The 24,564-nt window shown below is 56.9% G+C and carries 20 protein-coding genes; 9 read left to right on the forward strand and 11 right to left on the reverse strand.

Annotation, left to right across the window (positions count from 1 at the left end; all coding sequences use genetic code 11):
- The first annotated feature begins 31 nt into the window (after positions 1–31).
- Together lysA and KP705_RS00965 are read left to right on the forward strand one after the other, a co-directional pair.
- A complete protein-coding gene (gene lysA / locus KP705_RS00960; RefSeq protein ID WP_215763849.1) occupies positions 32–1,363 on the forward strand; it encodes a diaminopimelate decarboxylase in 1,332 nt (443 codons plus the stop codon).
- Positions 1,356–4,037 carry a DUF4175 domain-containing protein gene (locus KP705_RS00965; protein ID WP_215763850.1) on the forward strand — a complete coding sequence of 894 codons (2,682 nt, stop codon included), beginning with the start codon at positions 1,356–1,358 and terminating at the stop codon, positions 4,035–4,037. Before lysA ends, KP705_RS00965 begins: the two co-directional genes overlap by 8 nt.
- Before the next feature lie 65 nt (positions 4,038–4,102).
- Here the strand turns inward: KP705_RS00965 and KP705_RS00970 are convergent, their stop codons facing one another.
- The 6 genes from KP705_RS00970 to KP705_RS00995 form a co-directional block, all read right to left on the reverse strand.
- Positions 4,103–4,789 carry an HAD family acid phosphatase gene (locus KP705_RS00970; protein ID WP_046899621.1) on the reverse strand — a complete coding sequence of 229 codons (687 nt, stop codon included), beginning with the start codon at positions 4,787–4,789 and terminating at the stop codon, positions 4,103–4,105.
- Positions 4,786–5,928 carry an MFS transporter gene (locus KP705_RS00975; RefSeq protein WP_046899622.1) on the reverse strand — a complete coding sequence of 381 codons (1,143 nt, stop codon included), beginning with the start codon at positions 5,926–5,928 and terminating at the stop codon, positions 4,786–4,788. The genes KP705_RS00970 and KP705_RS00975 overlap by 4 nt, the downstream gene beginning before the upstream one ends.
- Positions 5,929–6,006: 78 nt before the next feature.
- The gene (locus KP705_RS00980; RefSeq protein ID WP_046899623.1) at positions 6,007–6,771 is read right to left on the reverse strand and encodes a CDP-diacylglycerol diphosphatase; all 765 of its coding nucleotides are present in this window, start codon (positions 6,769–6,771) and stop codon (positions 6,007–6,009) included.
- 8 nt (positions 6,772–6,779) lie between these two features.
- The gene (locus tag KP705_RS00985) at positions 6,780–8,258 is read right to left on the reverse strand and encodes a Ppx/GppA family phosphatase (RefSeq protein ID WP_046899624.1); all 1,479 of its coding nucleotides are present in this window, start codon (positions 8,256–8,258) and stop codon (positions 6,780–6,782) included.
- 6 nt (positions 8,259–8,264) lie between these two features.
- The gene (locus tag KP705_RS00990; RefSeq protein WP_046899625.1) at positions 8,265–10,457 is read right to left on the reverse strand and encodes an RNA degradosome polyphosphate kinase; all 2,193 of its coding nucleotides are present in this window, start codon (positions 10,455–10,457) and stop codon (positions 8,265–8,267) included.
- A 183-nt stretch (positions 10,458–10,640) separates the two neighbouring features.
- Positions 10,641–11,366 carry an HdaA/DnaA family protein gene (locus KP705_RS00995; protein ID WP_052750013.1) on the reverse strand — a complete coding sequence of 242 codons (726 nt, stop codon included), beginning with the start codon at positions 11,364–11,366 and terminating at the stop codon, positions 10,641–10,643.
- Positions 11,367–11,467: 101 nt separating this feature from the next.
- Between KP705_RS00995 and purM the strand changes: the two genes are divergently transcribed.
- From purM to KP705_RS01010, 3 genes are all read left to right on the forward strand, one after another.
- Positions 11,468–12,529, forward strand: coding sequence for a phosphoribosylformylglycinamidine cyclo-ligase (gene purM, locus KP705_RS01000; protein WP_046899626.1), 1,062 nt, complete (start codon positions 11,468–11,470; stop codon positions 12,527–12,529).
- Positions 12,526–13,107: a phosphoribosylglycinamide formyltransferase gene (gene purN / locus KP705_RS01005; protein WP_046899627.1), complete on the forward strand. Its 582-nt coding sequence runs from the start codon at positions 12,526–12,528 to the stop codon at positions 13,105–13,107. The genes purM and purN overlap by 4 nt, the downstream gene beginning before the upstream one ends.
- A 231-nt stretch (positions 13,108–13,338) precedes the next feature.
- Positions 13,339–14,751 carry a DUF2142 domain-containing protein gene (locus KP705_RS01010; RefSeq protein ID WP_215763851.1) on the forward strand — a complete coding sequence of 471 codons (1,413 nt, stop codon included), beginning with the start codon at positions 13,339–13,341 and terminating at the stop codon, positions 14,749–14,751.
- A 73-nt stretch (positions 14,752–14,824) separates the two neighbouring features.
- Here the strand turns inward: KP705_RS01010 and KP705_RS01015 are convergent, their stop codons facing one another.
- Both KP705_RS01015 and ndk read right to left on the reverse strand, forming a co-directional pair.
- On the reverse strand, positions 14,825–16,228 hold the full coding sequence (locus KP705_RS01015; RefSeq protein WP_046899629.1) for a DUF2142 domain-containing protein: 1,404 nt from the start codon (positions 16,226–16,228) through the stop codon (positions 14,825–14,827).
- A gap of 157 nt (positions 16,229–16,385) precedes the next feature.
- Complete coding sequence (ndk, locus tag KP705_RS01020; RefSeq protein ID WP_046899630.1) at positions 16,386–16,808, reverse strand: nucleoside-diphosphate kinase; 423 nt, start codon at positions 16,806–16,808, stop codon at positions 16,386–16,388.
- A 114-nt stretch (positions 16,809–16,922) separates the two neighbouring features.
- Here ndk and KP705_RS01025 point away from each other — a divergent pair, with 114 nt between their 5' ends.
- From KP705_RS01025 to KP705_RS19950, 4 genes are all read left to right on the forward strand, one after another.
- Positions 16,923–18,839 (forward strand): ABC-F family ATP-binding cassette domain-containing protein, encoded by a 1,917-nt coding sequence (locus KP705_RS01025; protein WP_046899631.1) that lies wholly within the window; start codon positions 16,923–16,925, stop codon positions 18,837–18,839.
- A 163-nt stretch (positions 18,840–19,002) separates the two neighbouring features.
- A complete protein-coding gene (locus KP705_RS01030) occupies positions 19,003–20,145 on the forward strand; it encodes an AI-2E family transporter (protein WP_215763852.1) in 1,143 nt (380 codons plus the stop codon).
- Between the two features lie 61 nt (positions 20,146–20,206).
- Positions 20,207–20,491, forward strand: coding sequence for a MerR family transcriptional regulator (locus tag KP705_RS19945; protein WP_235271702.1), 285 nt, complete (start codon positions 20,207–20,209; stop codon positions 20,489–20,491).
- Between the two features lie 192 nt (positions 20,492–20,683).
- Positions 20,684–21,013 carry a TipAS antibiotic-recognition domain-containing protein gene (locus KP705_RS19950; protein WP_232309114.1) on the forward strand — a complete coding sequence of 110 codons (330 nt, stop codon included), beginning with the start codon at positions 20,684–20,686 and terminating at the stop codon, positions 21,011–21,013.
- Here the strand turns inward: KP705_RS19950 and KP705_RS01040 are convergent.
- From KP705_RS01040 to KP705_RS01050, 3 genes are read right to left on the reverse strand one after another with little or no spacing between them, the layout of a single operon-like run.
- Entirely contained in the window at positions 20,973–21,398 is a 426-nt protein-coding gene (locus tag KP705_RS01040; RefSeq protein ID WP_046899633.1) for a hypothetical protein, read from the reverse strand. The two genes, KP705_RS19950 and KP705_RS01040, sit on opposite strands and share 41 nt — an antisense overlap.
- Positions 21,395–22,537, reverse strand: coding sequence for a DegT/DnrJ/EryC1/StrS aminotransferase family protein (locus tag KP705_RS01045; RefSeq protein ID WP_046899634.1), 1,143 nt, complete (start codon positions 22,535–22,537; stop codon positions 21,395–21,397). The genes KP705_RS01040 and KP705_RS01045 overlap by 4 nt, the downstream gene beginning before the upstream one ends.
- The gene (locus tag KP705_RS01050; protein WP_308267176.1) at positions 22,534–24,486 is read right to left on the reverse strand and encodes a nucleoside-diphosphate sugar epimerase/dehydratase; all 1,953 of its coding nucleotides are present in this window, start codon (positions 24,484–24,486) and stop codon (positions 22,534–22,536) included. The genes KP705_RS01045 and KP705_RS01050 overlap by 4 nt, the downstream gene beginning before the upstream one ends.
- Positions 24,487–24,564 lie beyond the last annotated feature (78 nt).

Genomic DNA, 24,564 nt, shown 5'->3' on the forward strand with positions numbered 1-24,564 from the left:
ATCCAAGCGTCCACGATACGGTAGGAAGATCATGAATGCTCTCTCTTCCGAACCCACGCTCAACGACCTTCTGACAAGCCGCCCTCCTCTGGAGGTCAATGCGCGCGATGGTCTTCTTTTTGAAGGCGTGCCTCTGCATGTCATCGCCGCCGTAGCAGGAACCCCCTGCTGGATCACGGGAGCAGGCACTCTGCGTCGCCGTGCAAACGCGCTCAAAGCTGCGTTTGAAGCCCGCAGGTTGCCGGTGCATTTCCATTTCGCGATGAAATCACAGGATCATCAAGCCACACTGACGATCCTTCGCGAATGTGGCTATGGCGTGGACATCGTGAGCGGTGGAGAGATGACCCGCGCGCTACATGCCGGGATCAAGCCGAATGGAATCGTCTTTTCAGGCGTCGGGAAATCGGATCTTGAACTTCGTGCCGCAGTGGAACACGGCATCCGGCAGATCAATGTCGAGAGCGTGGAAGAGCTTTATCGCCTGAACGATATTGCACGGGCCTGTGGCAAGGTTGCTCCGGCGGCACTCCGCGTGAACCCGGATGTCGACGCACAGACGCATGACAAGATTAGCACGGGCCGCGCAGGAGACAAGTTCGGGATTGAGCATCGCCGTGCGGTTGAACTGTACGCCGAAGCTGCTGCTTTGGAGCATGTGGAGCTTGTCGGCCTGGCGGTTCATCTTGGCAGTCAGATGCTAACGGCCGAGCCCTTCCGCCAGGGCTATTCCCGTCTGGCCGATATGGTTCGGGAAATTCGTGCTCTGGGGCATACCGTCAAAACAGTGGACTGTGGCGGCGGCCTAGGCATTCGCTATCAGGACGAAATCGCTCCGCCACCGGAAATGCTGGCCGGTGTCATTGCCGAAACACTTGGAGACCTTGGGGTAGAGCTCAGCATTGAGCCCGGCCGCTGGCTCTCTGCTCCGACAGGAATTTTGCTGTCCCGTGTGATCGAAACAAAAGCAGGCAATCCGGATTTCGTCGTGATCGACGCGGCAATGAACGATCTCGCCCGTCCTGCGCTTTATGATTCTTGGCACGGTATCCTGCCCGTCGCTCCGGCGGCATTTAACGATGCACTCAAGCCGTGGGACGTGGTGGGGCCAGTCTGTGAAAGCAGCGATATCTTTGCCAAGGACCGGGTTCTGCCCGCTTCCCTGAAGCGCGGAGATCTTGTGGCCCTTCTGGATACGGGAGCGTACGGATCCGTCATGAGTTCGACCTATAATTCCCGGCCGTTTGCTGCGCAGGTTCTGGTCGATAATGGTCGCTGGGAGATCATCCGCCAGCGCCAGAGCGTCGAAGACCTGATCGCTGCAGAAACTATTCCGGACTGGCTCCTGCCCGCCCATGGCTGATTCGTTTGCCGCAGCAGCTCGCCTGGCTTCCGTCCGCCGTCGCGCTCGACGCGTTCTGTGGTGGGAACACGCCTGGCCAGCTCTGCGCTGGTCTTTGCTTCTTGTGGCATTCTATCTGCTGGCCTGTCTGGCCCGCATTCCCCAGTCACTGCCTGACTGGTTACACACTCTTTTCGAGCTCACAGTCTTAGGAACTGCCCTCTGGCTGGGCGTCAAAGGGCTGCGTGCTATCCCGCAGCCTACGGATTCTCAGGTTGATCGTCGGATCGAGCGCGACTCTCGCCTGGCCTATCAGCCCCTTCTGACCTTAGCAGACCGCCCCGCCTACGCAGCAGATGGCGAACAAGGCGCCATCTGGACGCAGCACGTTCAGCGTGTGGTTGCTTCTCTGGGGCCGCTTAAGGTCAGCCTGCCAAAGCCAGACGTCACGACGCAGGAAAAACTCGGGCTTGCCTCTATAGCCGCAGCCCTTGCCATTGCGGCCGTTCTGAGCGGATCACATTCCCAGTCTCGCTTGCACGCTGGTCTTGTACCCGGTGTCGATGACGACAGTATTCCACTCCCGTCCGTTCAGGCCTGGATCGACCGACCATCCTACGCTCCTGGCGCGCCAGTGTTTCTGTCGCAAACGCAGCAGGGCAATTCCATCCACGTGCCTCAGGGCGCCATTCTGAACGCGACCATCACAGGCACATCCGGGCGTCCGGTTCTTCGGGGGGCGACTTCCATCAGTCATGACCGTCTGGACGAACAGAGCTGGAGCGAAAAAGCCACGTTGCAGCAGACTGGCACGGTCACGCTAAAAGCCCGCGGCCGCACGCTGGGTTCATGGCGCGTGGACGTCGAGCCGGATCTGCCCCCCGTCGTAGCCTGGGACGGAAAACCTGCTCCGCAGAAAGATGACTGGCGCACCAGCCTTCCGTGGCACGTTCAACAGACTTATGGCGTAGCCTCTCTGGAGGCGGAAATCCGACTGCCTGACATGCCCAAAGGCCGCGTCGTGCGTGTTCCAGTGCCACTGAATGGGCACCCCAAAGATGCGAAGGGAGAGGCACGCCCGGATCTTTCTTCGGACCCGTTTGCCGGAATGGAAGTCGAAGGCCGCCTTCATGCCGTTAGTGTCTCTGGTCGAGAAAACCACAGTGCTTTTGTACGCTTCCACCTAGGTTCCCGGAAGTTTTCGGACCCACTGGCACGAGCCATTGTCGCATTGCGTCGCCGATTGATGCTGGGACAGGAACGCCCCCAGCAGGCAGCAGACGAACTGAAGCTCCTGACGCAGACAACGGATGTCCTCGCCCTCCTCGCCCCACTTGGCCTCGATATTGCTTCCCTGCAGTCCAATGCTCCCGAAGGAGCGGCGGAACAGGTGCCGGGGCAGCTTTGGGCACTGGCTCTGTATCTCGATGATCTCCGCCGGGACGGCCCGGAAATTGCGGATGCAGCCGCGGCCGTCCGTGCAGCACAGCAGAGTGTTCAGCAACAGCTCGATCACATGCAGTCTCTGGGAGATAAAGGCCATACTCTGGCTGAACAAGAAGAACTTCAGAAGCGCACGAAAGCTCTCAAGGACGCCCTTAACCACCGCATGCAGCTTCTTTTTCAGAAGGCAGCCCAGAGCGGCATCATGATGCCGCAATCCGGCACAAGCTCTGCTGATCCATGGTCGGATCAGATGCAGCGCCTTCAGAACGATGCATCGCAGGGGCATGGGGATGAAGCATTACGTAAACTCCAGCAGATGGAAGACATGGCCGAGCATATGCGTCAGGCCACGCCGGAAGATCTGAAAGCCCTCGCGGCTCAGATGAAGGCTCAGGAAGAGGCACGCGCGCAACGTGCCGCCCTTCATGATCTGGTTCATCGGGAAACGACCCTGCTGGATCATGCACAGGCCCGTTTATCTGCCGCCCGCAAGGCCGCTCTGCCGCCTGACCAGCAGGACGGCCATGAAGACATCAGCCAGATGTCTACAGCCGATTTGCTGCGCCAGCTTGGAATGCAGCCGCCGCCAAATATGGAACAGTCAGCATCTCCTAAACCGGCAGCGCCTGTTGATCCTGCGACAGTCGCGGCGCAGTCGCCTGAACGCCGCGCAGATCATGCCTTTCAACGTGCACTGTCTCGGGTGGATGAAATTCTTGGCCGGCGGGTCAAAGACCTGACAGGCAAGCCCGCCACTGCGTTCGACAAGGCAAAAGCGGATATGCAAGATGCTCGCAAGGCCTTGGCAGACCGGAAGGATGATCAGGCGCTTACGGCAGAACAGAAGGCTCTCGCAGATCTGTCTGAGGCCGGAAAGCAGATGCGCCAGAGCCAGAAGTCCGGCGGGTCGGGCCAGGGTAAAGGCGGAAGCCTGAGTTTCATCCCATCCATGGGCGGTGGTGGCTCCGGGCAACAGCAGCATGGCAAGGCTGGACAGCAGGGTGACGGAGGCGATCAGCCTGACGCCGGGGATGACGACGACGGGGACGAAGACCGCAAGGATCAGGATCCACTGGGCCGCAAGCTTGGCGAAGGCCAAAGCGGCAAGGATTCGGACGCCCACATCCCTGATCGTAACGCCCGTGATCGGGCGCGGGACATCGAACGTGAGCTACGTCGTCGCGCTTCCGACAGAACCCGACCTCAAGGTGAACTGGACTATCTGGAACGTCTTCTAAAGTCGTTTTGAAGCCACAAAAAAAGTGCTCAGGATTTTCTCCTGAGCACCTTTTTTATACCGAAAACAGATATGTCTCAGGGAACGCGATAAAACGGGTTGGGGAGAAGGAAGCCCTTCTCTGCATGTCCGTCAGCAAGATCAGAAGGCTGATCTCCCAGGCTTGCAATGATCGTATACCCCTTAGCCTCGATAGCAGCGCGTGCCGGTGCCTTATAGTGCGCCGCATACCCATGAGATGTCATTGGACGCAGATCCAGCCCGTCCCAATGCTTGATTCCAGCCAGATGAAGATTGCGTGCCGTCGCTTCGCGCTCATCTTCATGACGGCCTGTGATGAAGAACACAGCGACATGATTTCGCTCAGCTTCATCAATCAGAGCCAGCGTGGAAGCGAACGCCGGAGCACGGCCGCTCTTTTCCCAGGCAATCGCCCCGCAAGGACCTTTCGGCAGCGCATCACAGGGACCATTGGCAATATAACCAAAGTTGTCCGCACGGATCTCGTCCCAATTGGAGAGCGTCGTCTCATCAATATCGAGAACAATAGCCGGCTTGCGAACCTGAGGCGCCCGCTCGGCCACCCAGTGACGAGCCTGTGCGATCACCGTGTCAAAATCGTGCTGGTAATCACCACTGTCGTGATACGCGCTGGCAGCCATGACAGCGTCACCAACGTTGGCAGGCTGCTCGGCGTAAGCTGCAAATGGCGTGAAAGCCGCACTGAAGAAAAGCCCGGTGGCGAGCAGAAAGGAACGGGTCATGGCGGGGCCACCTTTCGCGAAAAGAGAACAAGACCGACCCCAACGAGGGCCAGAGCCGTTCCGATAACGGAAACACCGGGATAACCCAACCCCATGGACAGGGCGACACCACCCAGAGCGGCCCCGATCGCATTGCCAAGATTGAAGGCACCGATATTGACCGAGGACGCCAGGGCGGGTGCATCGTGAGCAGCCTGCATGACCCGCATCTGAAGAGCTGGCATCAAAGCAAATGTCGCTGCGCCCCAGACAAGTGTTGCGATCAGCGCACCTGGGACGGTTTGAGCCACCCAGGGGAAGAGCAGCATGACAGCACCCAGAATGGGGAAAAACATCAGCAGACTGCCATCCAGAGAGCGATCCGCGCTGCGACCACCAATCGCATTTCCGATGGAGAATCCAACGCCCGTCAGCATCAGGGCAACCGTAATGACCAGTGGGCTGGCATGCGTGATGTGCTGAAGAATAGGCGTGATGTACGTGTAGAGCACGAACATGGCCCCTGCCCCGATGGCCGTCGTGGTCAAAGCGAGCAGAACATTCGCCCTCAACAGCGCTTTGAGTTCACTGGCAACGTCTGGAACAGGACCGGCTTCACGGGCTGGAAGAGCCAGTTGCACGGCAATCATGGTCAGAACGCCCAGAATGGCCGTCACACCGAAGGCCATGTGCCAGCCGAAATTCATACCAAGCCAGGTGGCAGCCGGGACGCCGATAATGTTGGCGACTGTCAGCCCCATGAACATTGTTGCAACGGCACTCGCCCGGCGTTCTGGTGCGACAACGGCAGACGCTTCAACAGCACCCAGCCCGAAGAACGCACCATGCGCCAGACTGGTCAGAACGCGTGAAGCGAACAGAAGCTCGTAGCTTCCTGCCACGGCAGACAGGAGGTTCCCTGCAACGTAAAGCCCCATCAGGAGCGTCAGGGCGAATTTCCGACGAAGTCTTGCGAGAAGAAGAGTAATGAAAGGCGCGCCGACCATCACGCCCACAGCATAGGCCGTTACAAGTCCGCCCGCTTTCGGGACAGTAACCTGAAGGCCCTGTGCAATGACAGGCAGAAGACCCATCGGAGTGAATTCGGTGGTTCCGATGGCGAACGCGCCCACGGCCAGCGCCAATAAAGGCCAGTTCACGGGCAATCTCCGGGATTAACAAGTGTTCGAGGATGATCGAACCATGCCAGTCCCGGAGGCAGAGAACAAGATGGAGGGTTACATCATCCCGTTCATGTGCATGCCCGGCTCCATGCCGTCCATATGCATGCTCTTATGTTTTGGATCATCAATCTTACACTTGTGATCCTGAACTTCCTCACCGGATGCACGGTCCAGAGCATGAGCGACATCGTCGAGAATGACGAAGCCGCCATGATGGCCCGGTGTCACCACGATCGTATGATCGCCCATGTTCTCCGCACCAATCAGCCGGAAAGGCGACTGATCAAGGGTCTGCACCAGCCTGGCACGATACGGATGACCGTAAAGAGAGACCGGGGTCCAGTCCTCACCAATCATGTTCTTGTCAATTTCCCCACGGACATAGGGCGTCAGACAGTCAATATGAATGTGGAGCTGATCCTGCGTCCGGCCATCACGGGAATTGATAGCCAGCGAAAGGTGATCGTCTGAAACGGGGAAACCATATCCCTCAGACACCCGGTGACGTTCGGCCCAGGCTTCGGAGAAATAGTTTGGCGTGTCAGTCTGAAGCAACGAAGGATCTTCGATGCCAGGCACTTTCCGTGTCGGGATGAGCAGATACTGACCATGCCCGGCCAGATCTTTCAGAAGAGCATAACCATCCTGCGGATCATACACCGCACATGGATGATGCTGGGCGTCCTTCGCGCAACGGCTCCCGACGAGTTCCCACAACTTGTTACGGTCATGCCCAGGAACCTTGCCACAACCGACAAGGCCGGCACCAATCGTGAGGGCCGCACACAGTCCTAATGCAGCCTTCGTCCCGATCTTCATTCTCAAACTCATTCTTCCCTTACCTGAGCCTCAAGCTGCATGGCTGCCGCCAATCGTTCAAAGCGCCGACGGACTGCACTTCCTGCTGCACGGACACTCCGTGCACCGAGGATCAGCACAAGCTGAGGTTCTTCCACCAGCAGGCGGCATTCTTCCAGCAACACTTCCGTTCCCGCGCACAGCGTATAGGCCAGACGTAGCGCCAGACCCAGCTTCACAGCACGATCAATTTCAGAGCGGGACAGAAGGCGGCGCGATGGCTCAATCAGTGGAGAGTCCATCGCCACTTCATAACGGACGGCCAGGGTCAGACCGATAAATGCACGGGCCGTGTGTTCGAACCCCACGCCGTGACAATGCATCACACGCTGATAGGTCTGTTCAGCACGATATTCCGGATGATCGTAGGATCCGATATCCGAAAGGGTACAGGTCAGTTGACGCAGACGCTTCTGGGACGGTGTTTCACCCCGAAAAATCGGTGTCGTCCAATCTACGAGCGCCTTTGAGAGCGTTACGCTTCGCGCCAAACGGTCCGCCATTTCCTCCGCCAGCGTCGTCATGGGGTCCTCCCCGGCGACAGAGGAGGCGACGTGCCGCATGTACCAGCCTTCCCGCAGGCCATCCACGCTGAAGACCACTTTGGACGGACGAACACGTTCCATCAGGCACTTGAGGACGACCGCAGCGAAGGGCGCATCGCCCAATCGCTTGCGTGGGGCATTCGGCAGTTTTTCAAGAGTACGTTTTGAGGCACCGATGACCCAATCCGACATCTCGCGTGCTTCACCCTCAGAAAGCGTGAAGAGATGGACAAGATTCAGAGGATACTGCGTCCGTGCGATCTGAAGACGTGCCAGAGCCCGGAACGCTCCGCCGACCAGATACAATGGGCGGCCACTCATACCCGGAAGCCAGTTGACCTCCTGAAGCATTTCAGAGGCAATCCGCTCAGCTTCCAGCAGAACACCCTTAGCCCGATCCTGAAGACGAATGACACCAAGCTTGGTTGTCAGGGCTTCGTAATACTGTCCGTCAGCAACGTGGATGAGCTCCAGGGAGCCGCCGCCAATATCAGCGACCAGACCATTGGCTTCCGGCAGCCCGCAGAGAACACCACGGGCCGCATAATCTGCTTCCTCAGTGCCTTCGAGCACACGGATAGCCACACCCGGCATTCTTGCACGGATGGCAGAAACGAAGTCAGGCCCGTTGGAGGCATCACGCACAGCCGCCGTAGCCAGAACCTCGAAAGGTTCCGCTCCCATGGCCCGCGCGACGGTGTGGAACCGGCCCAACACGTCCATCGCCAGGGTAACGCCCTCGTCGTTCAGGCGACCCGTTGCATCCAGACCGCGCCCCAACTTGAGTGTCACTTTCTCATTGAAGATGGGGAGCGGATTGCGCGCTACGCCTTCGAAGACCACGAGCCGAACGGAGTTGGACCCGAGATCGACGATGGCGGAGCGCTGTGCAGATGATGACATGAGGTTTCAGTCTTCCAGAATCCGGTCAGGCCGTTCGCGCGGGCGATGGGCCTCCGGAAGAGCTTTTTCCCGTGCGGCCGAACCACGGCCAGACAGGGAGGGATTGTTCATGAAGTACTCGTGTGCGGAGAACGGGTGTGCACCAGGAGACACCCGATGCCAACGCCCGTCCTTGGAGAGCGTCCAGCTCTGAAGGTTGTCCTTGATATTCATGGTCATGATCTGGCCGAGAATCTGCGCGTGGACGGTTGGGTTGGTGATAGGCACCATTGCTTCTACCCGCCAATCCATGTTTCGCACCATCCAGTCCGCGGAAGAAATGAAAACTTTTGCCTTATGCGACGGCATCCGGTGCCCATTTCCAAACGCAAAGACACGCGCATGCTCCAGAAAACGACCGACAATGGACTTGATGTCGATGTTGTCAGACAGCCCTGGCACACCTGGGCGAAGGCAGCAGATGCCACGAATGATGCCGACGATCTTCACACCGGCCTGCGATGCTTCGTAGAGCAGGTCGATCAGCTCAGCATCGACCAGACTGTTCATTTTCAGCCAGATCCGGGCGGGACGGCCTGCCTTTGCATGAGCAATCTCGTCACGGATGAGCTGTTCAAGCGTGGAACGGATCGTCATGGGAGAGAAGGCTAACGCGTCCATTTTTTCCGGCGTGGCATAGCCGGTCATGTAATTGAACAGCCGCGCAGAGTCGGACGCCAGTTTCGGATCACAGGTGAAGAACGACAGATCCGTGTAAATCCGGGCGGTAATGGGATGATAGTTCCCGGTCCCAAAGTGGGCGTAAGACCGTAGTGTCCCGTTTTCACGACGCACCACAAGGCTCAGTTTCGCATGCGTTTTCAGATGCGCGAACCCGAAAACAACTTGTACGCCAGCCGCTTCCAGCGCACGCGAAAGACGAATATTGGCTTCCTCGTCGAACCGGGCACGCAGCTCAACCATGGCCGTGACGGATTTTCCAGCTTCCGCCGCCTCGATCAGAGCATGAACGATCGGACTATCGCGTGAGGTCCGATACAGCGTCTGCTTAATGGCCAGCACATTCGGATCACGCGCAGCCTGCCGCAGGAACTGTACAACCACATCGAAGCTCTCGAACGGGTGGTGGACGACAATATCCTTTGCCCGGATCGCTGCGAAGCAGTCTCCATCATAATCCAGAATGCGTTCCGGGAAGCGTGGGCTGTACGGTGGGAAAACTAGATCCGGGCGGTCATCCACAATCAACTGCTTCAGATCTACAACGCCCACAAAATTGGGCATGACCACGACATCTTCGTCACCCACACCCAACTCTTCACCCATTTCGCGCCCGAGCGTTTCAGGGAGCTTATGATCAAGAGCCAGATGAATACCGACGCCACGACGGCGCTGTTTGAGCGCTGTTTCATAAGAACGAACGAGATCTTCCGCCTCGTCCTCAAACTCAACGTCCGTATCACGGATAATCCGCAGGACACCGGCCGCACCAATCATGAGACCGGGGAACAGGCGATCTGCAAACAGGCTGATCAGGTCTTCAAGCAGGATGAAGCGGATGTCACCCGTGGCATCCTTACCTTCACCAACCCGGGACGGAAGGCGCAGGAACCGCGGCACCTGTGCGGGAAGGAGGATAAGCCCGTCCATAACATGCTTGCCCGAGGCGGGGTCTTTAAGACGCATCACCAGCGCCAGCCCCATGTTCGGAATAAACGGCAGCGGATGAGACGGATCAACGGCCAGCGGCGTCAGAACCGGGAAAACACGCTCATCAAACAGGGCTGAGAGCTGTGCGAGATCCGTAGCGTCCAGACTTTCGGTCGACAGGATAGAAATACCTGCTTCTTTCAGCTCACCTTCAAGCTGATGCCAGACCCGCTGCTGCTCCGCGAGAAGGAACCGGGCTTTCTGACGTACCGCCGAAAGCTGCTGAACAGGTGTCGCTCCATCCGGGCTCCGCACAACCATGCCTTCACGGACCTGCCCTACCAGCCCCGCAACACGGACCGAGTAGAACTCATCAAGGTTACTGGCACTGATGGAAAGAAAACGGACACGCTCCAGAAGCGGATTGCGCGAACTTTCGGCTTCTTCAATGACGCGTTGATTAAAGTCGAGCCAGGAAAGCTCCCGGTTGATGAACCGCGCTGGGGATGTTGGCATGTCAGCATAGTCTTCAGCTGTCGGAACAACCATTCTGCGCCGCCGGGCCCGGGTTGCGGCTGGCGTCAGATTCCCCTCTCGCGGCTGGTTGCGCGAACGTCGACGGGGAGTTGGCTTATTATTTTCAGTCGTCACGATGGTCTCTTCCGGGAAGCTCGAACCAAAACCCGTTTAAGATCAAGGCTTGGGAGAAGTGTGTCAAACGTAGGTTTTATGTCATTCCTCTGACATATCAGGCATCAGAAGATCGGGAAGCATTTCTCGCGCCAATGCCCGTGTGATTGCAGTTCCACGGGCGAGAGCCGCATCATCCAGCCGCTCCACCGCCGAAACCAGAGCATTTCCCGTGCGCGGCAGATGACGCCAGAGCCATTCTGTAACGGACTGCGAAACAACGAGCTGACGATCTGCCAGAAGAGAAAGCAGCAACGTTGCCCGCAGATCGTCTTCCGGCTCTCCCGTGGCCGTCGTTGCGGTCGCACGGAGACGGCTTCCCAGATCTGGCAGGGAGACATGGCTGCGTGACGGTGGAAGGCGCCCGACCATCAACACCCGGTCTCCCTGCGTCAGCGCGTCATTGAGCAGGTGAAGCATAGTTGCCTCATCACCCGGCGAATCGGCATTATCAATTGCAAGGTTTCCCCTTACGCGAATACGCCCTCCCGAAGAGGCGTGAGAAAACAGGCGCGCATCCAGAATGGTCGCATCGTGCTCCTGCGCCCAGACAGACAACAGATGGGTTTTTCCCGTGCCCGCTGGCCCCCAGAGCCACAATCGGCCATCAGGCCACACTTTGCGTGAAAGCCACGCGCGCGCAGGCGCATTTGAAGGGCTCGTGATGAAGCGTTCAGCTGTCATCGCGGTCGGACGGCGCAGAGGAAAGGCCATCTGAGGTCCGGCATCGCTTATGGCGTGCCCTTCCTGTCCGTCCTGTTTTGTCATCCCTCATCCCTTTTCATGCCGTTACGCCTTCAATTCAAGCGTTCCGCCCGCGTGCAGGATGCTCTAGAACGGCGTCACGTCAACCAGCGGGAAGCTTCATCATGACCGATCAGCCCGACACCTCACAGGGCGCCAGCTATGCACAGGCTGGTGTAGACATTGCAGCAGGCGATGCCCTGGTCGATGCCATCAAGCCCGCAGCCAAAGCCACGGACCGTCCTGGCACAATGGGCGGACTGGGCGGCTTCGGTGCCCTGTTTGATCTGAAGGCTGCCGGTTTCACCGATCCGGTCCTTGTCAGTTGCACAGACGGCGTGGGCACGAAACTCATGGTCGCGATCGAAGCCGGCAAGCATGATGAGGTCGGAATTGATCTCGTGGCCATGTGCGTAAACGATCTCGTCGTTCAAGGCGCAACCCCGCTGTTCTTCCTGGACTATCTGGCAACCGGCAAACTCTCCATTGAAGATGCCTCTACAGTCGTGAAGGGCATCGCCCATGCCTGCGCAGAGTCCGGCTGTGCGTTGGTCGGTGGCGAAACTGCAGAAATGCCGGGTATGTATGCACCGGGACATTATGATCTCGCCGGCTTCAGTGTCGGCGCGGCAGAACGCGGCGCTCTCCTTCCCGCGGGCATCCGCGAAGGCGACGCACTGATCGGGATGCCTTCCTCAGGCGTTCACTCGAATGGCTTTTCTCTGGTTCGGGAAGTTGTTCGCCGTTCAGGCCTAGGCTGGAATGATCCGGCTCCCTTCTCTGAAGGACACACACTCGCCGAAGCCCTGCTGACACCTACGAAGCTTTATGTTCGCAGCGTGCTGGATCTGCACGCCAAGGGCCTGCTCCATGGCTGCGCACATATAACCGGCGGCGGCCTGCCAGGTAATCTGCCGCGCGTCCTTCCGGAAGGTCTGGGTGTTCGCATTGACGGTTCGTCGTGGGTCGTCCCTTCCGTATTCCGCTGGATGGCAGAAACCGGAAATGTTTCAGCTGATGAAATGCTTCGTGTGTTCAACTGTGGCATTGGCATGGTTCTCGTCACTCCTGAGCCAGAGCGCGTTCTGGCTGAACTGGAAGCCCGCGGAGAAAGCGCTTTCCAGATCGGTGAAGTTGTCCGCTCCGACGAGGCTTATGCCCTGACCGCACCGGTCTCCTTCGCATGATGCAGAAGATGCCCATCGCTGTGCTTATCAGCGGGCGTGGCAGCAACATGCGTGCACTGATCGAGGCCTGTGAAAGGCCGGATTTTCCGGCTCGGATCGTACTCGTGCTCAGTAACAAGCCGGATGCGGCTGGTCTGGAGGTCGCCCGCGCGGCCGGTCTTCAGACGGCGGCCATTGACCACAAGGCGTTCGGGAAAGACCGTGAAGCTCACGAACGCAAGGTGGACGCTGCCATCCGCGCTTCCGGAGCCCAACTCGTCTGCCTTGCCGGATATATGCGTGTCCTGACGCCTTATCTCGTCAATGCCTGGGATGGCCGGATGCTCAACATCCACCCGAGCCTCTTGCCCGCATTTCCGGGATTGCACACGCATGAGGCTGCCATTGCTGCCGGCGCAACCGAACACGGTTGTACTGTCCACCTTGTGACTGCGGGCGTGGATGAAGGGCCTATTCTTGGGCAAGCGCGTGTTCCGGTTCTGGAAAGTGACACACCCGACGCACTTGCTGCACGCGTACTGGAACAGGAACACGCCCTGTATCCTTCGGTTCTACAGAACTACATCAACAGACAGTAAACAGGCGGCGGGATGAACGGAAATTTCTTCTTTCATCCTGCTCCTCATTTTATCTGGGCACTGTGTAGTAAAGACACCTCTCAGTTAAATGCCCTGCCGATAATGACCGCAAAAACGCTCAGCGCTTCCAAAACTCAGTTTTATAATTTGCGGATTGCCTTACTCTGAGTGGGTGCATATGAGCCCGGATGGCAGTCGGTCATGTGCCCCAACAAGGAAATAAGCACTGATATGAAGTCCGTTTCGTCATTTTTTGCGTTCTGCAAAACAAACCTGCGGCTTCTTGAACTCGCTTATCTTCTCGCAATTGCTGTTATCGGCGTTTTTCTTGTGTACCGCGTCACGCCTGTTAGCGGCGTAGATGAAGAATTCCATTTTTACCGCGCGCAACAGATCGCTCAGGGAAATCTTCTGGCACAGCGTTATTCGGGGCATATGTTCGGAGGTGGGCTCGACACCAGTATGCTGACCTGGGTGCGCTATTTCAATGCAAACCGGGACCAGCATAAGCCTTCTGACAGCCATGTCGCTGCGCAGATTGCAAAGGATCTGGAGAATGCCAAAAGAGCCCGGGAAGTCGTTCATTTCCCCTCGACCGCTTCATATTCCCCACTGATGTATATTCCCTCCGCTGCCGCCATGATAATCGCCAATGCCGGACATGGCGGCGTGGATACAAGATATTACGCTGGTCGTTTAGGGAACCTGTTTGGATACATCGGGATGCTCGCACTCGTCCTTGCGGTGCTGCCCGTAGGGCGACTGGCCGTCCTTGCCCTGATGACCACGCCAACAAGCCTCCATCTGGCGACAACATATAGCGCCGATCCCGTCACCAATCTGGGATCAATGCTGTTCCTCGCCTGCTGCCTACGGGCCCGGATGGCCCCTCCCGAAGACCGGAAAATCTGGATCCGGCTGATTATCGCTTTGGCCGCTCCATTGGGGTTTTTCAAATTAACCTGCAGCTTTCTGAGTCTTGGCTGCTTTCTTGTGCCGACGAATTCTTTCCCGACCCAGAGAAAATATGTCCAGTTCTGTATGACGGTCGTCGGATTGAGCCTTGTCTCCGCCGTTGTCTGGAACGGAATTTACCCATTCACTCCTGCGCATTACTGGAATACGGGAGGAGATCCTAAAGTCCAGATCCTGACCATGCTGGAGCACCCATGGTCTTTTGTTCGGGAAATCGCTGAAACTTACCGTGTTGGCTCGCACTGGTGGTGGGAGGACGCATGGGGACGTTTTGGCGGCGGCCCAGTGCCACTTTTCTTCAAGATTGGTGAAGGCACTGGGTATTTAGCTATAGCTCTGATTGTTCTGCTGGCTCTCGCTGACAAACGGCCCATTGCTAGTCCACGATCCGGAGCAATCCTGATTACGCTTGGTGCGCTTTATTCGCTCTTAACCCTTCTGGCATTCTACGTTGGCTTCTCTCACCTTGGAGAAGACACTGTAAGCGGCCTTCAGGGACGTTATTTTTATATGAGCTGTGCTGCTATTCTAAGTGGCGTTCTGTTGTTCCTGCCACGCCAGAACAAGACGTATCAAACGGTCTGTGCGGGCCTTTTAGGCGCCTATTTCGTTTGCGTTGCGCATGTCTGCATTGAAGCTACTGGCATTTATGCGCGTCTTTGGAATTAACGCATAAAACCCAAGGGGGTCGGCTACTTCTTTCGCAGCAACCGCTCCCCTCACTATTAAATGGTCACGGCAATTACCAATACCGCGCCAGTATCGTCTGAACGATAGCACCAAATCCTACCCATAAACTCACCGTAAGAAGCGCGATTTCAACGGCCTTTGCTTTAGCAACGGATAGAAAATGGGGCGTTGATGCGAAAGGAAGGATCAGCACTGAGAAAATTGCAGGAGGGATATAATATCGACCCTGAAGCCCTCCAATATAACTATCACCGACTGGGGTCCAAATAAGATAGAGAGAAAGGCTGACAGCGCTGACAGTCCCAATAGACACACAAAGTATGAGCGCCTTTCTCAGTATCTTTTCCCTTCCAATTTTTCTTGTCAGGTAAAGGCAGGAGAAAATACTTGTGAGAATAAAAAACATGACTTCGAACTGGTAGAACCAGTCTGGAAGTCGTGCATCAAGCCATCCCAGAACACCGACAAACTGGCCCATCAAGGAATTAGCAGAAACCCTGAATGTGTGCAGAAGTACTGTGATTGTTTTGAACGGGTGAGAAAGAACGAAATGTAGCTGACGCGCCGCATCAACCCCATCTGCTGAGCGAAAAGGGATCTTCGTTGAGTGAACGCCCATGACCGACCATGTCAGAGCAGCCAGTGCGGCAAACACACACGCACCCGCAGCCGAGCGCCAGGCCGCCCATGGAGCAATGATCAGCGGTAGAAACGCGATAAGAATATAAGGCGGCTTGGATGCAATAATGGCCCCCATCAGAAGCGCGAGTGTCGGCCAGAACCATCTGTTCTTGCAGAAATCATCATTTAATCGCGTCATAAGAGCCGTACAGACTGCACAGGCTGCGATCAAAGGCCCATCCTGAGAGCAGGACGCGAACAACGACAGCGACATCGGCATTGAGAGAAATGCTGCAATAATCAGTCGTCCCTGACGGACAATCGCAAGGGCGAACATTCCGGCAAGTACGCAAAAGACGGCGCTGGACAGGCGCGCCAGATAAAAGGACTTTAGAATATCTTCATGAAGTCTTTTGCCGACTTCAATCCCCACCACTGATGGGAAATAAAAGATCGGAGAATAGATCACCGTGTTTGGAAAGCCTGCTTCCCGCTTCGGACTTTTCCAGCTCAACGGTGCGCTGCCGAAGATACGGTTCCAGTCTACTTTCCGTTCGTATCGACCTTTGAGATCATCATATCTGTAAGCGAATACAACGCTGTCTTCAGGAATGACACCACCGCTATCAGAGGCACTGAAACGATGGCCGATCAACTGTCCCTGAGAGATCTGTATGGCTCTTTGAAAATGATTTGGCTCATCGGCGACCTGTAATGGCGGCGTCGCGATCACCAGAAACATCAGGCAGGCAGAGACTAGAAGTCCCCAGACGATAGCCAGCGGATATTTGTAAAGGAAAGAAGTTGTAGCGTCGTTGCCCACAGATCGAACCATGCCTCTCTTCCATCATCATGCCGCAGAGTGGGCCTGGATGACAGCGGAACCGGGAACGTGTGAAGGCTGACCAGTCGGGGCGTTCAGATACCGTCCCAAATCATTGGAAATGGAGAGCCACAGAACCTGCGGCTCTCCATTGGCAGAAACCCAGACCTTACGGCAGGATTTCTGTCTCAGCGAAGAAGAAAGCGATCTCGTTCTTCGCGTTCTCAAGGCTGTCAGAACCGTGCACGGAGTTTGCTTCGATGCTTTCAGCATAAAGCTTACGCACGGTGCCCTCAGCTGCATCAGCCGGGTTCGTTGCGCCCATGACTTCACGGTGCTTTGCAACAGCGTTCTCAGCCTGCAGAACCTGCACGACAACCGGCTCAGCGAGCATGGAGGACACGAGGCTGCCGTAGAACGGACGCTCCTTGTGAACTGCGTAGAAAGCGCCAGCCTGCTTCTCGGTCAGCTGGATGCGCTTCTGAGCAACGATGCGCAGACCGGCTTCCTCGAACACGGCATTGATCTTGCCGGTCAGGTTACGCTTCGTGGCGTCGGGCTTGATGATTGAAAGCGTGCGCTCGAGAGCCATCTTTCTTCTCCTGTTGGACAAAGGGGTAAATCCCGCCGTTCCACTAGAGCAAATTCGTAGTTCCTGATAGGTCTGTCGCGGTTTTTTCACTCTTCCCGACTGATCGAGGCGCCCGTGAGCCTGCTCACCATCACTGACCTGACTCTCCGCATCGCCGGCCGTACCCTGCTGGATGGCGCATCGCTGACAGTCGACCCCGGTCGGAAAATTGGCCTCATCGGAAAAAATGGGGCTGGAAAATCAACACTTCTTGGCGCGATTGCAGGGGATATTGCCCCGGATGGGGGCACCATCACGCTTGCAAATCGGGCGACAATGGGCCGCGTGAAGCAGGAAACACCATCTGGTGACACCTCGCTGATCGACACGGTGCTGGAAGGCGACATCGAGCGCGCGGCTCTCCTTGCCGAAGCCGAGACTGCCACGGACCCTGCCCGTATCGCAGATGTGCATGAGCGCCTGATTGCCATCGACGCCTACACCGCCCCGGCCCGTGCCGGTGCCATCCTGTCGGGGCTGGGCTTCGATCAGGACGCGCAGCTTCGTTCGGTCTCGGACTTCTCAGGTGGCTGGAGAATGCGTGTCTCGCTGGCGACGGCCCTCTTCCTCAGCCCCGATCTCCTTCTGCTGGATGAGCCCACCAACCATCTTGATATCGAAGCCACCCTCTGGCTCGAATCCTGGCTCGCAAAATTCCCTGGTGCGGCTCTGATCGTCAGTCATGACCGATCACTTCTCGACAATACAGTCGATGCCATTGCTCATCTGGATCATCAGAAACTCAGCCTGACGCCTGGCGGCTACGACAACTTCGTGCGCATCCGGACAGAACAGGCCCTTCAGCAAAATCGTATGGCTGAGCGCATTGCAACACAGCGTGCGCATATGCAGTCCTTCGTCGATCGCTTCCGCGCGAAGGCCACGAAAGCCAAGCAGGCTCAGGCCCGCCTGAAAGCGCTTGAGCGCCTTCCTCAGATTGACAGCGTGGTGGAAGACACGCCGACGCGCTTTTCATTCCCGGAACCGCACCCCCTTCCCCCACCGATGATCACCCTCGATAACGTCAGCCTTGGATATGACGGACGGGTGGTTCTCAAAGGGCTGAACCAACGGCTCGATATGGAAGACCGAATCGCGCTTCTAGGCCAGAACGGGCGCGGCAAGTCCACATTCGCCAAGCTACTGGCCGGACGTCTTGATCCCATGACCGGATCTTACAATCACTCGCCAAAGCTCAAAATCGGCTATTTCGCGCAGCATCAGGCCGATGAACTTGTCCTGTCTGAAACACCGATCGACCACATGGCCCGCGCCATGCCTGACGCGACGCCGGTTGCCGTACGCTCACAGCTCGCGCGCTTCGGACTTGATGTTAATCGTGCTGAAACCCGTGTTTCAGAATTGTCCGGTGGGGAAAAAGCACGCCTTCTTCTCGCGCTCTCCACTCGTGACGCCCCGCATCTTCTCATCCTCGATGAGCCAACCAACCATCTTGATCTTGACGCACGCGATGCCCTGATCCGTGCCCTTTCCGAATTTGAGGGCGCGGTCATCCTCATCAGCCATGACAGCCATCTGGTGGAATCCGTGGCGGATCGGTTCTGGCTGGTTGAAGACGGGACCATTGCGCCGTTTGATGGCGACATGGCGGAATACAAGGCATGGCTGGTGGAACGTGCTCGCAAGGCCAGAGCGGAAAATACGGAGCGGAACAGAAACGCCAATCGCCCGGCCTCTCAAGAGGCGTCTCAGGCGACAGCTCCCCAGAAGAAAATTGACCGCAAGGAGCTCACACGAGCGCTGGCCCCTCTCCGCCGGAAAATTCGTGATGCTGAAGCGAAGCTGGCTCAGATCAATCGGGAAAAAGAGAAAATTGAGACCAAGCTTGCCGATCCGGAGCTCTATCAGTCAGGGAATCCCGGCGAAATCGCGTCGCTGAATGCTCATCTTTCTGCTCTGAATGCGACACAGGAGAAAACAGAAGAGCTTTGGCTCGAAGCGCAGGCGGAACTTGAAGATGCTTCTGCCTAACCAGAACCGAACTCAACTGTAGCCATCAGAGAGCTAAGTGAACCTGTACTCTCACGGATGTCAGCACTCCGTGAGAGTATCGTTAGATCAACTCAGCCAATTGACCCGCCTTCCCGAAGTCCATAAGCCAACACCGGCCTACAGATTCAGGATGGACCGGCTGATGCCTATTTCGTTTTCCGACCCGAAGGACCGAGACGAGAAGGAACCGCGCGCGCGCGAACTTTCAAAAATTGCCAGCCTGTTACGGATCGCCCTGACTGTGACGCTGATCCTTCTGGCCGTCTGGCTGATGAAGGATGTGCTGGCTGTTGTTTTCGCCTCAGCACTGATGGCCGTCGTCCTGCATGGCCTCGCCCGGATCGTACGGCGCCACGTCTCGTTCATCCCCTATCAGGGCGCTGTTGCTCTCGTCACAGTGATTATCCTGCTCGCACTGGCAGGCCTCGTCTGGAGCAGCGGCCCGGCGATCGGGGACCAGTTCATTCGCCTCAAACAGGCCCTTGTCCAACAGTCCGGCGATCTGAAATCGCATCTTTCAGGGTCTACTCTCGGCCAGCTTGTTCTGGATCATCTTCCAACCGCAGTTGGCGGAAATGATGCAACGTCTGGCAGCCTTGGATCACTGGGCTCCGGCCTTGCGGGGTCCGTGACTGGCATTCTCAGCAGCGCCTTTGGTGTGCTGGGCACACTGGCTGTCATTCTGATTGCAGGGCTGTACTTTGCCTTGTCGCCTGCAATTTACATTGACGGTTTTCTACGCCTCGTTCCTTCCCAGCACCGCGCATCCGCACGTGAGTTACTCATGGCGGCTGGCACGACACTCTGGGCGTGGACAGCAGGTCAGGCCCTCGACATGCTCGTCGTGGGCATTCTGTCCGGGATTGGCCTCTCTTTGATTGGTGTCCCACTTGCGCTTGCACTCGGTGTGGTCGCTGGTATCTGCAACTTCATTCCCTATATCGGCGCCATTCTTGGTGCGGTCCCGGCCGTGCTGCTGGGCCTCTCCATGGGAAGCAAAGAAGCCCTATTCGTGGCTATTCTTTACAGCGTGATCCAGTTCTTTGAAGGCAATGTTCTTGCGCCACTCATCCAGCGGCGTGCAGTCCATATGCCACCTGCCGTTGCTATTCTGTCCCAGACGGTTTTCAGCACCATTCTTGGCATTCCCGGCTTGATTCTGGCATCCCCAATCACGGCAGCACTGCTGGCCATGGGCGATAAGGCCACTGCTCCTCTCGAGGATGAAGAACAGACCCGCCGCGACGTCGGCGAAATTTCCGAAGACGAAGCTCGGAAAGACTGAATATTTCGCTTGCTCCTGACGTAACATCATCATTGCAGATGATGCGTCAGGGGGAAGATCAATGACTGCGAAGACCTTGACCATTGGCGAACTTGCCAAAGCCAGCGCAACAACACCCCGGACACTTCGACATTTCGAAGCTTTGGGACTCATCAAGCCAGGCCGGGCTGAGAATGGCAGACGCATTTACACGCTCCAGACAATCAGCACGCTGGCACGCATTTTTCTTTTAAAGCGCATGGGATTCAGTCTCGCTGAGATCCGCTCCCTGGAACTGAAGCCGGCATCCCCAAAAGATACCATAGGGACCCAACTTTCCCTGCTGTCAGCACGCATGACAGTATGAGAAAGAACAATTTCCGAACTCCGCACCACCCATAATCTAATTTCTGACCAACTCTCTGGTTCGGAGAGCCAGATTTACGATGGTCCGATGGATCTGGTGGCATTTTGACGTCTGCTGCGAGAAGGAGAAGCTATTCTACAACGGGAAAACATTCAGCCCGTTTTTGAAAAATACTTTACTGCGGAAGAACAGATGGCGTGGCAGACGCAAATGGATCGTCACTTCCCAACTGAAGACAGAACATCCTATCAGGTGCTCTGGGAACGACTTATCATGCGCTGTGAAGATGCTCTTGCCCGCTCGGTATTCCCATCTGCCCCAGAGGCTCAAAGCCTCGCAAAGGATTGGCTGGAACTTCAGAAGCCTTTGCAAAAGGCCGTGGGCCCGGAACTCTGGCGCAAGACGGGTACGATGTACGAAGACATGCAGGACTGGCAGACACCTGAACGGCAGGCGCCCTTCAGCCCTGAAGTGTTCAGCTTTATCCGTGAGGCTGCAATTCTGCTGGCTGGAGCGCCGTAAGAGACGCGTCTTCAAACGCGTTCATGCGGTATGGGCCATTGTCCTCAAGCTGAACGCCGACGATGTCCGCTTGATGCTTATGCTTCCAAATGGAAATGATGACCGGATGATTGTCCGCGTTGTTCATGCGTAGGATGACCTGCCCCTTCGCGGGCGGCTGCTCCCCGCTGGGGCCCCAGGCCGTTGTGTGGGACTGAAGCCACAGATTAATGTCCTGAACTTCAGTTGCACTCAGATCCCGGCTGACAGGAGCGACTATCTTGCCTTCAGTCACCGGCGGGAATTTCCATGCGTGGATCAGTGGCCACGCCACGAACCAGACGATACCCACGGGAATGAAAACCAGTGCACAAAAAGCCAGTAACAGCTTCTGCTCGCGCCTCATAACGTGTCTCCTGCCCAGCTTTTCAGGGCTTCCGTGATACGATTCACTTCTTCATTCGTCAGCTCTGGCTGAATAGGAAGTGCGAGAATACGTGTTCCGAGATCTTCCGAAACAGGAAGAGCCGCACCGTCATGATGCTCGCTATACGCGGGCTGATGATGGAGAGGTTTCGGGTAGTACACTGCCGTCGGCACACCCGCGGCCTTCAGGTGTGCCTGAAGGGAATCCCGTTTCGCCGCATCTGGCAGCAACACGCTGTAAATCGCCCAGGCACTTTCGCTGTCAGGCACGCGCACCGGCTCTTGAATACCTTGCGGCATGGCACGGTCATATGCGCAGGCAATGGCTTCACGCTTGGTCAGCTCATCTTCAAAGGCATCCAGTTTCGCCAGAAGAACAGCAGCCTGAATCGTGTCCAGACGACCGTTGATGCCGATCCGCTCCACTTCGTATCGCGTCTTGCCCTCACCGTGCGTTCGCAGGGAACGATAGAGGGTGGCCAGGTCCTCATCATCCGTCAGAATAGCGCCGCCGTCTCCGTAGCCACCCAGAGGCTTGGACGGGAAAAACGATAACGTCGTAGCACGCGCCTCGTGCCCCAAACGGCGTCCGTGATAAGAGGCCCCGAAAGACTGTGCGCAGTCCGCAATGAGCGTCAGATCTTCCTGGACAGCAAAAACTTTCAGTTCATCCCAAGGCGCAGGCTGACCGAAAAGATCCACCCCGATCAGAGCTCGCGGCTCCAGTTCCTCAGCGTCCCGCACAGCCGTCAGCCTCTCCGCGAGAGACGTCAGACTGATCTGGAACGTATCTGGTTCCACATCAACGAAAACGGGCGTTGCGCCCAAAAGGAGAACAACTTCAGCCGTCGCCGTATAGGTGAAGGCTGGCAGAAAGACCGCGTCGCCCGGTCCGATCTCTTCTGCCATCAGAACCATCAGAAGTGCATCGGTGCCCGAAGAGACGCCAACTGCATATTTTGCGCCTCCGAACTGGGCCAGCCGCTGCTCAAGTTCTTCGACCTCAGGGCCCATGACAAAGCGGCAGTGCTCAAACACTGCGTCAACACGGCTCTTGATCGCGTCTTTCAAACGAGCCTGCTGTTTGGGCAGATCCAGGAAGGCTATCGGGGTAATCATGCAGTGACCTCCGCATCAGGCTGTGAAAGCGCGACCGCAGACGGCGCCTTTCCATCCCGGTTATGGTTGAATTCCGGCACTAACCGGTGAAATATTTCCATGACAGCTGAAAGATCTTCGCGGTGGCACGCCGCTTCCAGCGCATTCATGGCATCAGTCGCAATATTAAAATCCACTGTCCGGGGAGACGCCATCCTCAGACCTGGCGCATCTGTCGGCACTGGGGCTTCCCGGCCATGAAACAGCTCTTCAAAAAGCTTCTCGCCAGGGCGTAGGCCCGTAATCTGGATTTCCACGTCTGTTTCTGGTTTGAGGCCAGCCAAACGGATCATCTGACAGGCAAGATCCATGATCCTGACCGGATCGCCCATATCCAGAACGAAAATGCCGCCCTGCCGGAGACGCTGATCCGTCGTATCTTCCCCACAAGCATCCTGAGTGCCACGGACGGCAGCCTGAAGCACCAGACCCACCGCTTCTGGGATCGTCATGAAATAACGGGTCATGTCCGGGTGGGTTACAGTCAGCGGGCCGCCATGTTCAAGCTGGCGGCGAAACAGGGGAACGACAGAGCCCGTAGACCCCAGGACATTCCCAAAACGCACGGTCACACACCGCAGACCGCCTTTACCAGCACGCGCACGCATATCGAGTGCCTGTCCATAGACCTCAGCGCAGCGCTTGCTGGCCCCCATGAGGCTGGAAGGGTTAACGGCTTTATCCGTCGAAATCATCACCATCGCCTGCGCCCCTGAACGCTCGGCCTCATCCAGAACAATACGGGTGCCCACGACGTTGGTCAGAACACCCTCGATCGGATTTGATTCCACGATCGGTACATGCTTAAGCGCGGCGGCATGGAAAATAAGTGCTGGACGATACTCCATGAAAATTTCGGATATCCTGCCGCGATCGCGCACATCAGCAATAATCTGATGCCGCTGAACCGCAGGATATCGCTCTGAAAGATCCAGGTTGATCTGCCACAGCGCATACTCGCTGTTTTCAATCAGAAGAATGGCAGCAGGTCTGAACGAAGCAATCTGTCGCGCCAGTTCAGATCCAATGCTGCCGCCAGCCCCCGTTACAGCAACGACCTGACCAGCGATCAGGCGGCTCATCCCTTCGCTGTTCAACGCTACCGGGGGTCTGTTCAACAGATCCTCAATAGCGACTGGGTGAAGTTCAACACTGTCTGCGGGCTTCAGGTCAGTCAGAGAGGGCGTTCTCTGAACATCAACGCTATACTCACGCGCCACTTCAAGAATGCGGGACAATGGAGCGCCTCGCAGTTCGGACGTCGTGATAACCAATGTATCCGGCAGACGGCCTGCGGCTGACATCTGCTTCAGAATTTCAGGCGTCTCATCAATCGTTCCAAGAATGGGACAACTGTGAATGCGTCGCCCTGCCTGCTGCGTCCCCCCCGTCAGAAGCCCGACAACGCGACGTCCCGCCTGATGATCGCGCTCCATTGCGCGAATGAAAAGATCCGCTTCGTGATCAGCGCCGAGTAACAGCACGCGCTCACGCTCAGCGACCATAAGGCGACGGCGCGCTGTGAGCCGCCAGAACATGCGTAGAGCGCCCAGACATGTCAGGAGGACCAGTGCATGAATGACCGGGAATGTCGTGCTTGGAAGCGGGTAACCAGCCAGGTGCAGCAAAGTTGAGAACAGCGTGGCACTGACAACTGACGCGCAGGCAATATTAAAGAGATCGGAAAGACCGGAAAATCGCCAGTATTGCTGTGCCATACGAAAAGGCAGCCCGCTGACGAGGAGCGTGATCCCCCCGCCCGCCACAAACCACAGCGGATGAAGCAGTCCTCCATGAGGGTCAGCCAGCCAACGTGCCACAGGGGCTGCCGCTGCGGACACGACTCCATCCAGAAGAACATTGAGAGCGATGCGTCTCGCCTGTGCGGTCGTGCGACCTGTACGGCTGATAGCGCTAGACGGGGCCGGAAACTGAGGGCCAGAAGATGGTGTGACTTTCACGTCTCCCTTATAACGCCAAAACCACTG

This window comes from Gluconobacter sp. P1D12_c, from assembly GCF_018812105.1.
Taxonomy (GTDB): Bacteria; Pseudomonadota; Alphaproteobacteria; order Acetobacterales; family Acetobacteraceae; genus Gluconobacter; species Gluconobacter oxydans_A.

What these genes read in the sequence shown, in the direction of transcription:
- lysA (WP_215763849.1), top strand. Translation starts at nt 32, where the DNA reads ATGAATGCTCTCTCTTCCGAACCCACGCTCAACGACCTTCTGACAAGC.
- KP705_RS00965 (WP_215763850.1), top strand. Translation starts at nt 1,356, where the DNA reads ATGGCTGATTCGTTTGCCGCAGCAGCTCGCCTGGCTTCCGTCCGCCGT.
- KP705_RS00970 (WP_046899621.1), bottom strand. Translation starts at nt 4,789, where the DNA reads ATGACCCGTTCCTTTCTGCTCGCCACCGGGCTTTTCTTCAGTGCGGCT.
- KP705_RS00980 (WP_046899623.1), bottom strand. Translation starts at nt 6,771, where the DNA reads ATGAAGATCGGGACGAAGGCTGCATTAGGACTGTGTGCGGCCCTCACG.
- KP705_RS00985 (WP_046899624.1), bottom strand. Translation starts at nt 8,258, where the DNA reads ATGTCATCATCTGCACAGCGCTCCGCCATCGTCGATCTCGGGTCCAAC.
- KP705_RS00990 (WP_046899625.1), bottom strand. Translation starts at nt 10,457, where the DNA reads ATGGTTGTTCCGACAGCTGAAGACTATGCTGACATGCCAACATCCCCA.
- KP705_RS00995 (WP_052750013.1), bottom strand. Translation starts at nt 11,366, where the DNA reads ATGACAAAACAGGACGGACAGGAAGGGCACGCCATAAGCGATGCCGGA.
- purM (WP_046899626.1), top strand. Translation starts at nt 11,468, where the DNA reads ATGACCGATCAGCCCGACACCTCACAGGGCGCCAGCTATGCACAGGCT.
- purN (WP_046899627.1), top strand. Translation starts at nt 12,526, where the DNA reads ATGATGCAGAAGATGCCCATCGCTGTGCTTATCAGCGGGCGTGGCAGC.
- KP705_RS01010 (WP_215763851.1), top strand. Translation starts at nt 13,339, where the DNA reads ATGAAGTCCGTTTCGTCATTTTTTGCGTTCTGCAAAACAAACCTGCGG.
- KP705_RS01015 (WP_046899629.1), bottom strand. Translation starts at nt 16,228, where the DNA reads ATGGTTCGATCTGTGGGCAACGACGCTACAACTTCTTTCCTTTACAAA.
- ndk (WP_046899630.1), bottom strand. Translation starts at nt 16,808, where the DNA reads ATGGCTCTCGAGCGCACGCTTTCAATCATCAAGCCCGACGCCACGAAG.
- KP705_RS01030 (WP_215763852.1), top strand. Translation starts at nt 19,003, where the DNA reads ATGCCTATTTCGTTTTCCGACCCGAAGGACCGAGACGAGAAGGAACCG.
- KP705_RS19945 (WP_235271702.1), top strand. Translation starts at nt 20,207, where the DNA reads ATGACTGCGAAGACCTTGACCATTGGCGAACTTGCCAAAGCCAGCGCA.
- KP705_RS19950 (WP_232309114.1), top strand. Translation starts at nt 20,684, where the DNA reads ATGGCGTGGCAGACGCAAATGGATCGTCACTTCCCAACTGAAGACAGA.
- KP705_RS01040 (WP_046899633.1), bottom strand. Translation starts at nt 21,398, where the DNA reads ATGAGGCGCGAGCAGAAGCTGTTACTGGCTTTTTGTGCACTGGTTTTC.
- KP705_RS01045 (WP_046899634.1), bottom strand. Translation starts at nt 22,537, where the DNA reads ATGATTACCCCGATAGCCTTCCTGGATCTGCCCAAACAGCAGGCTCGT.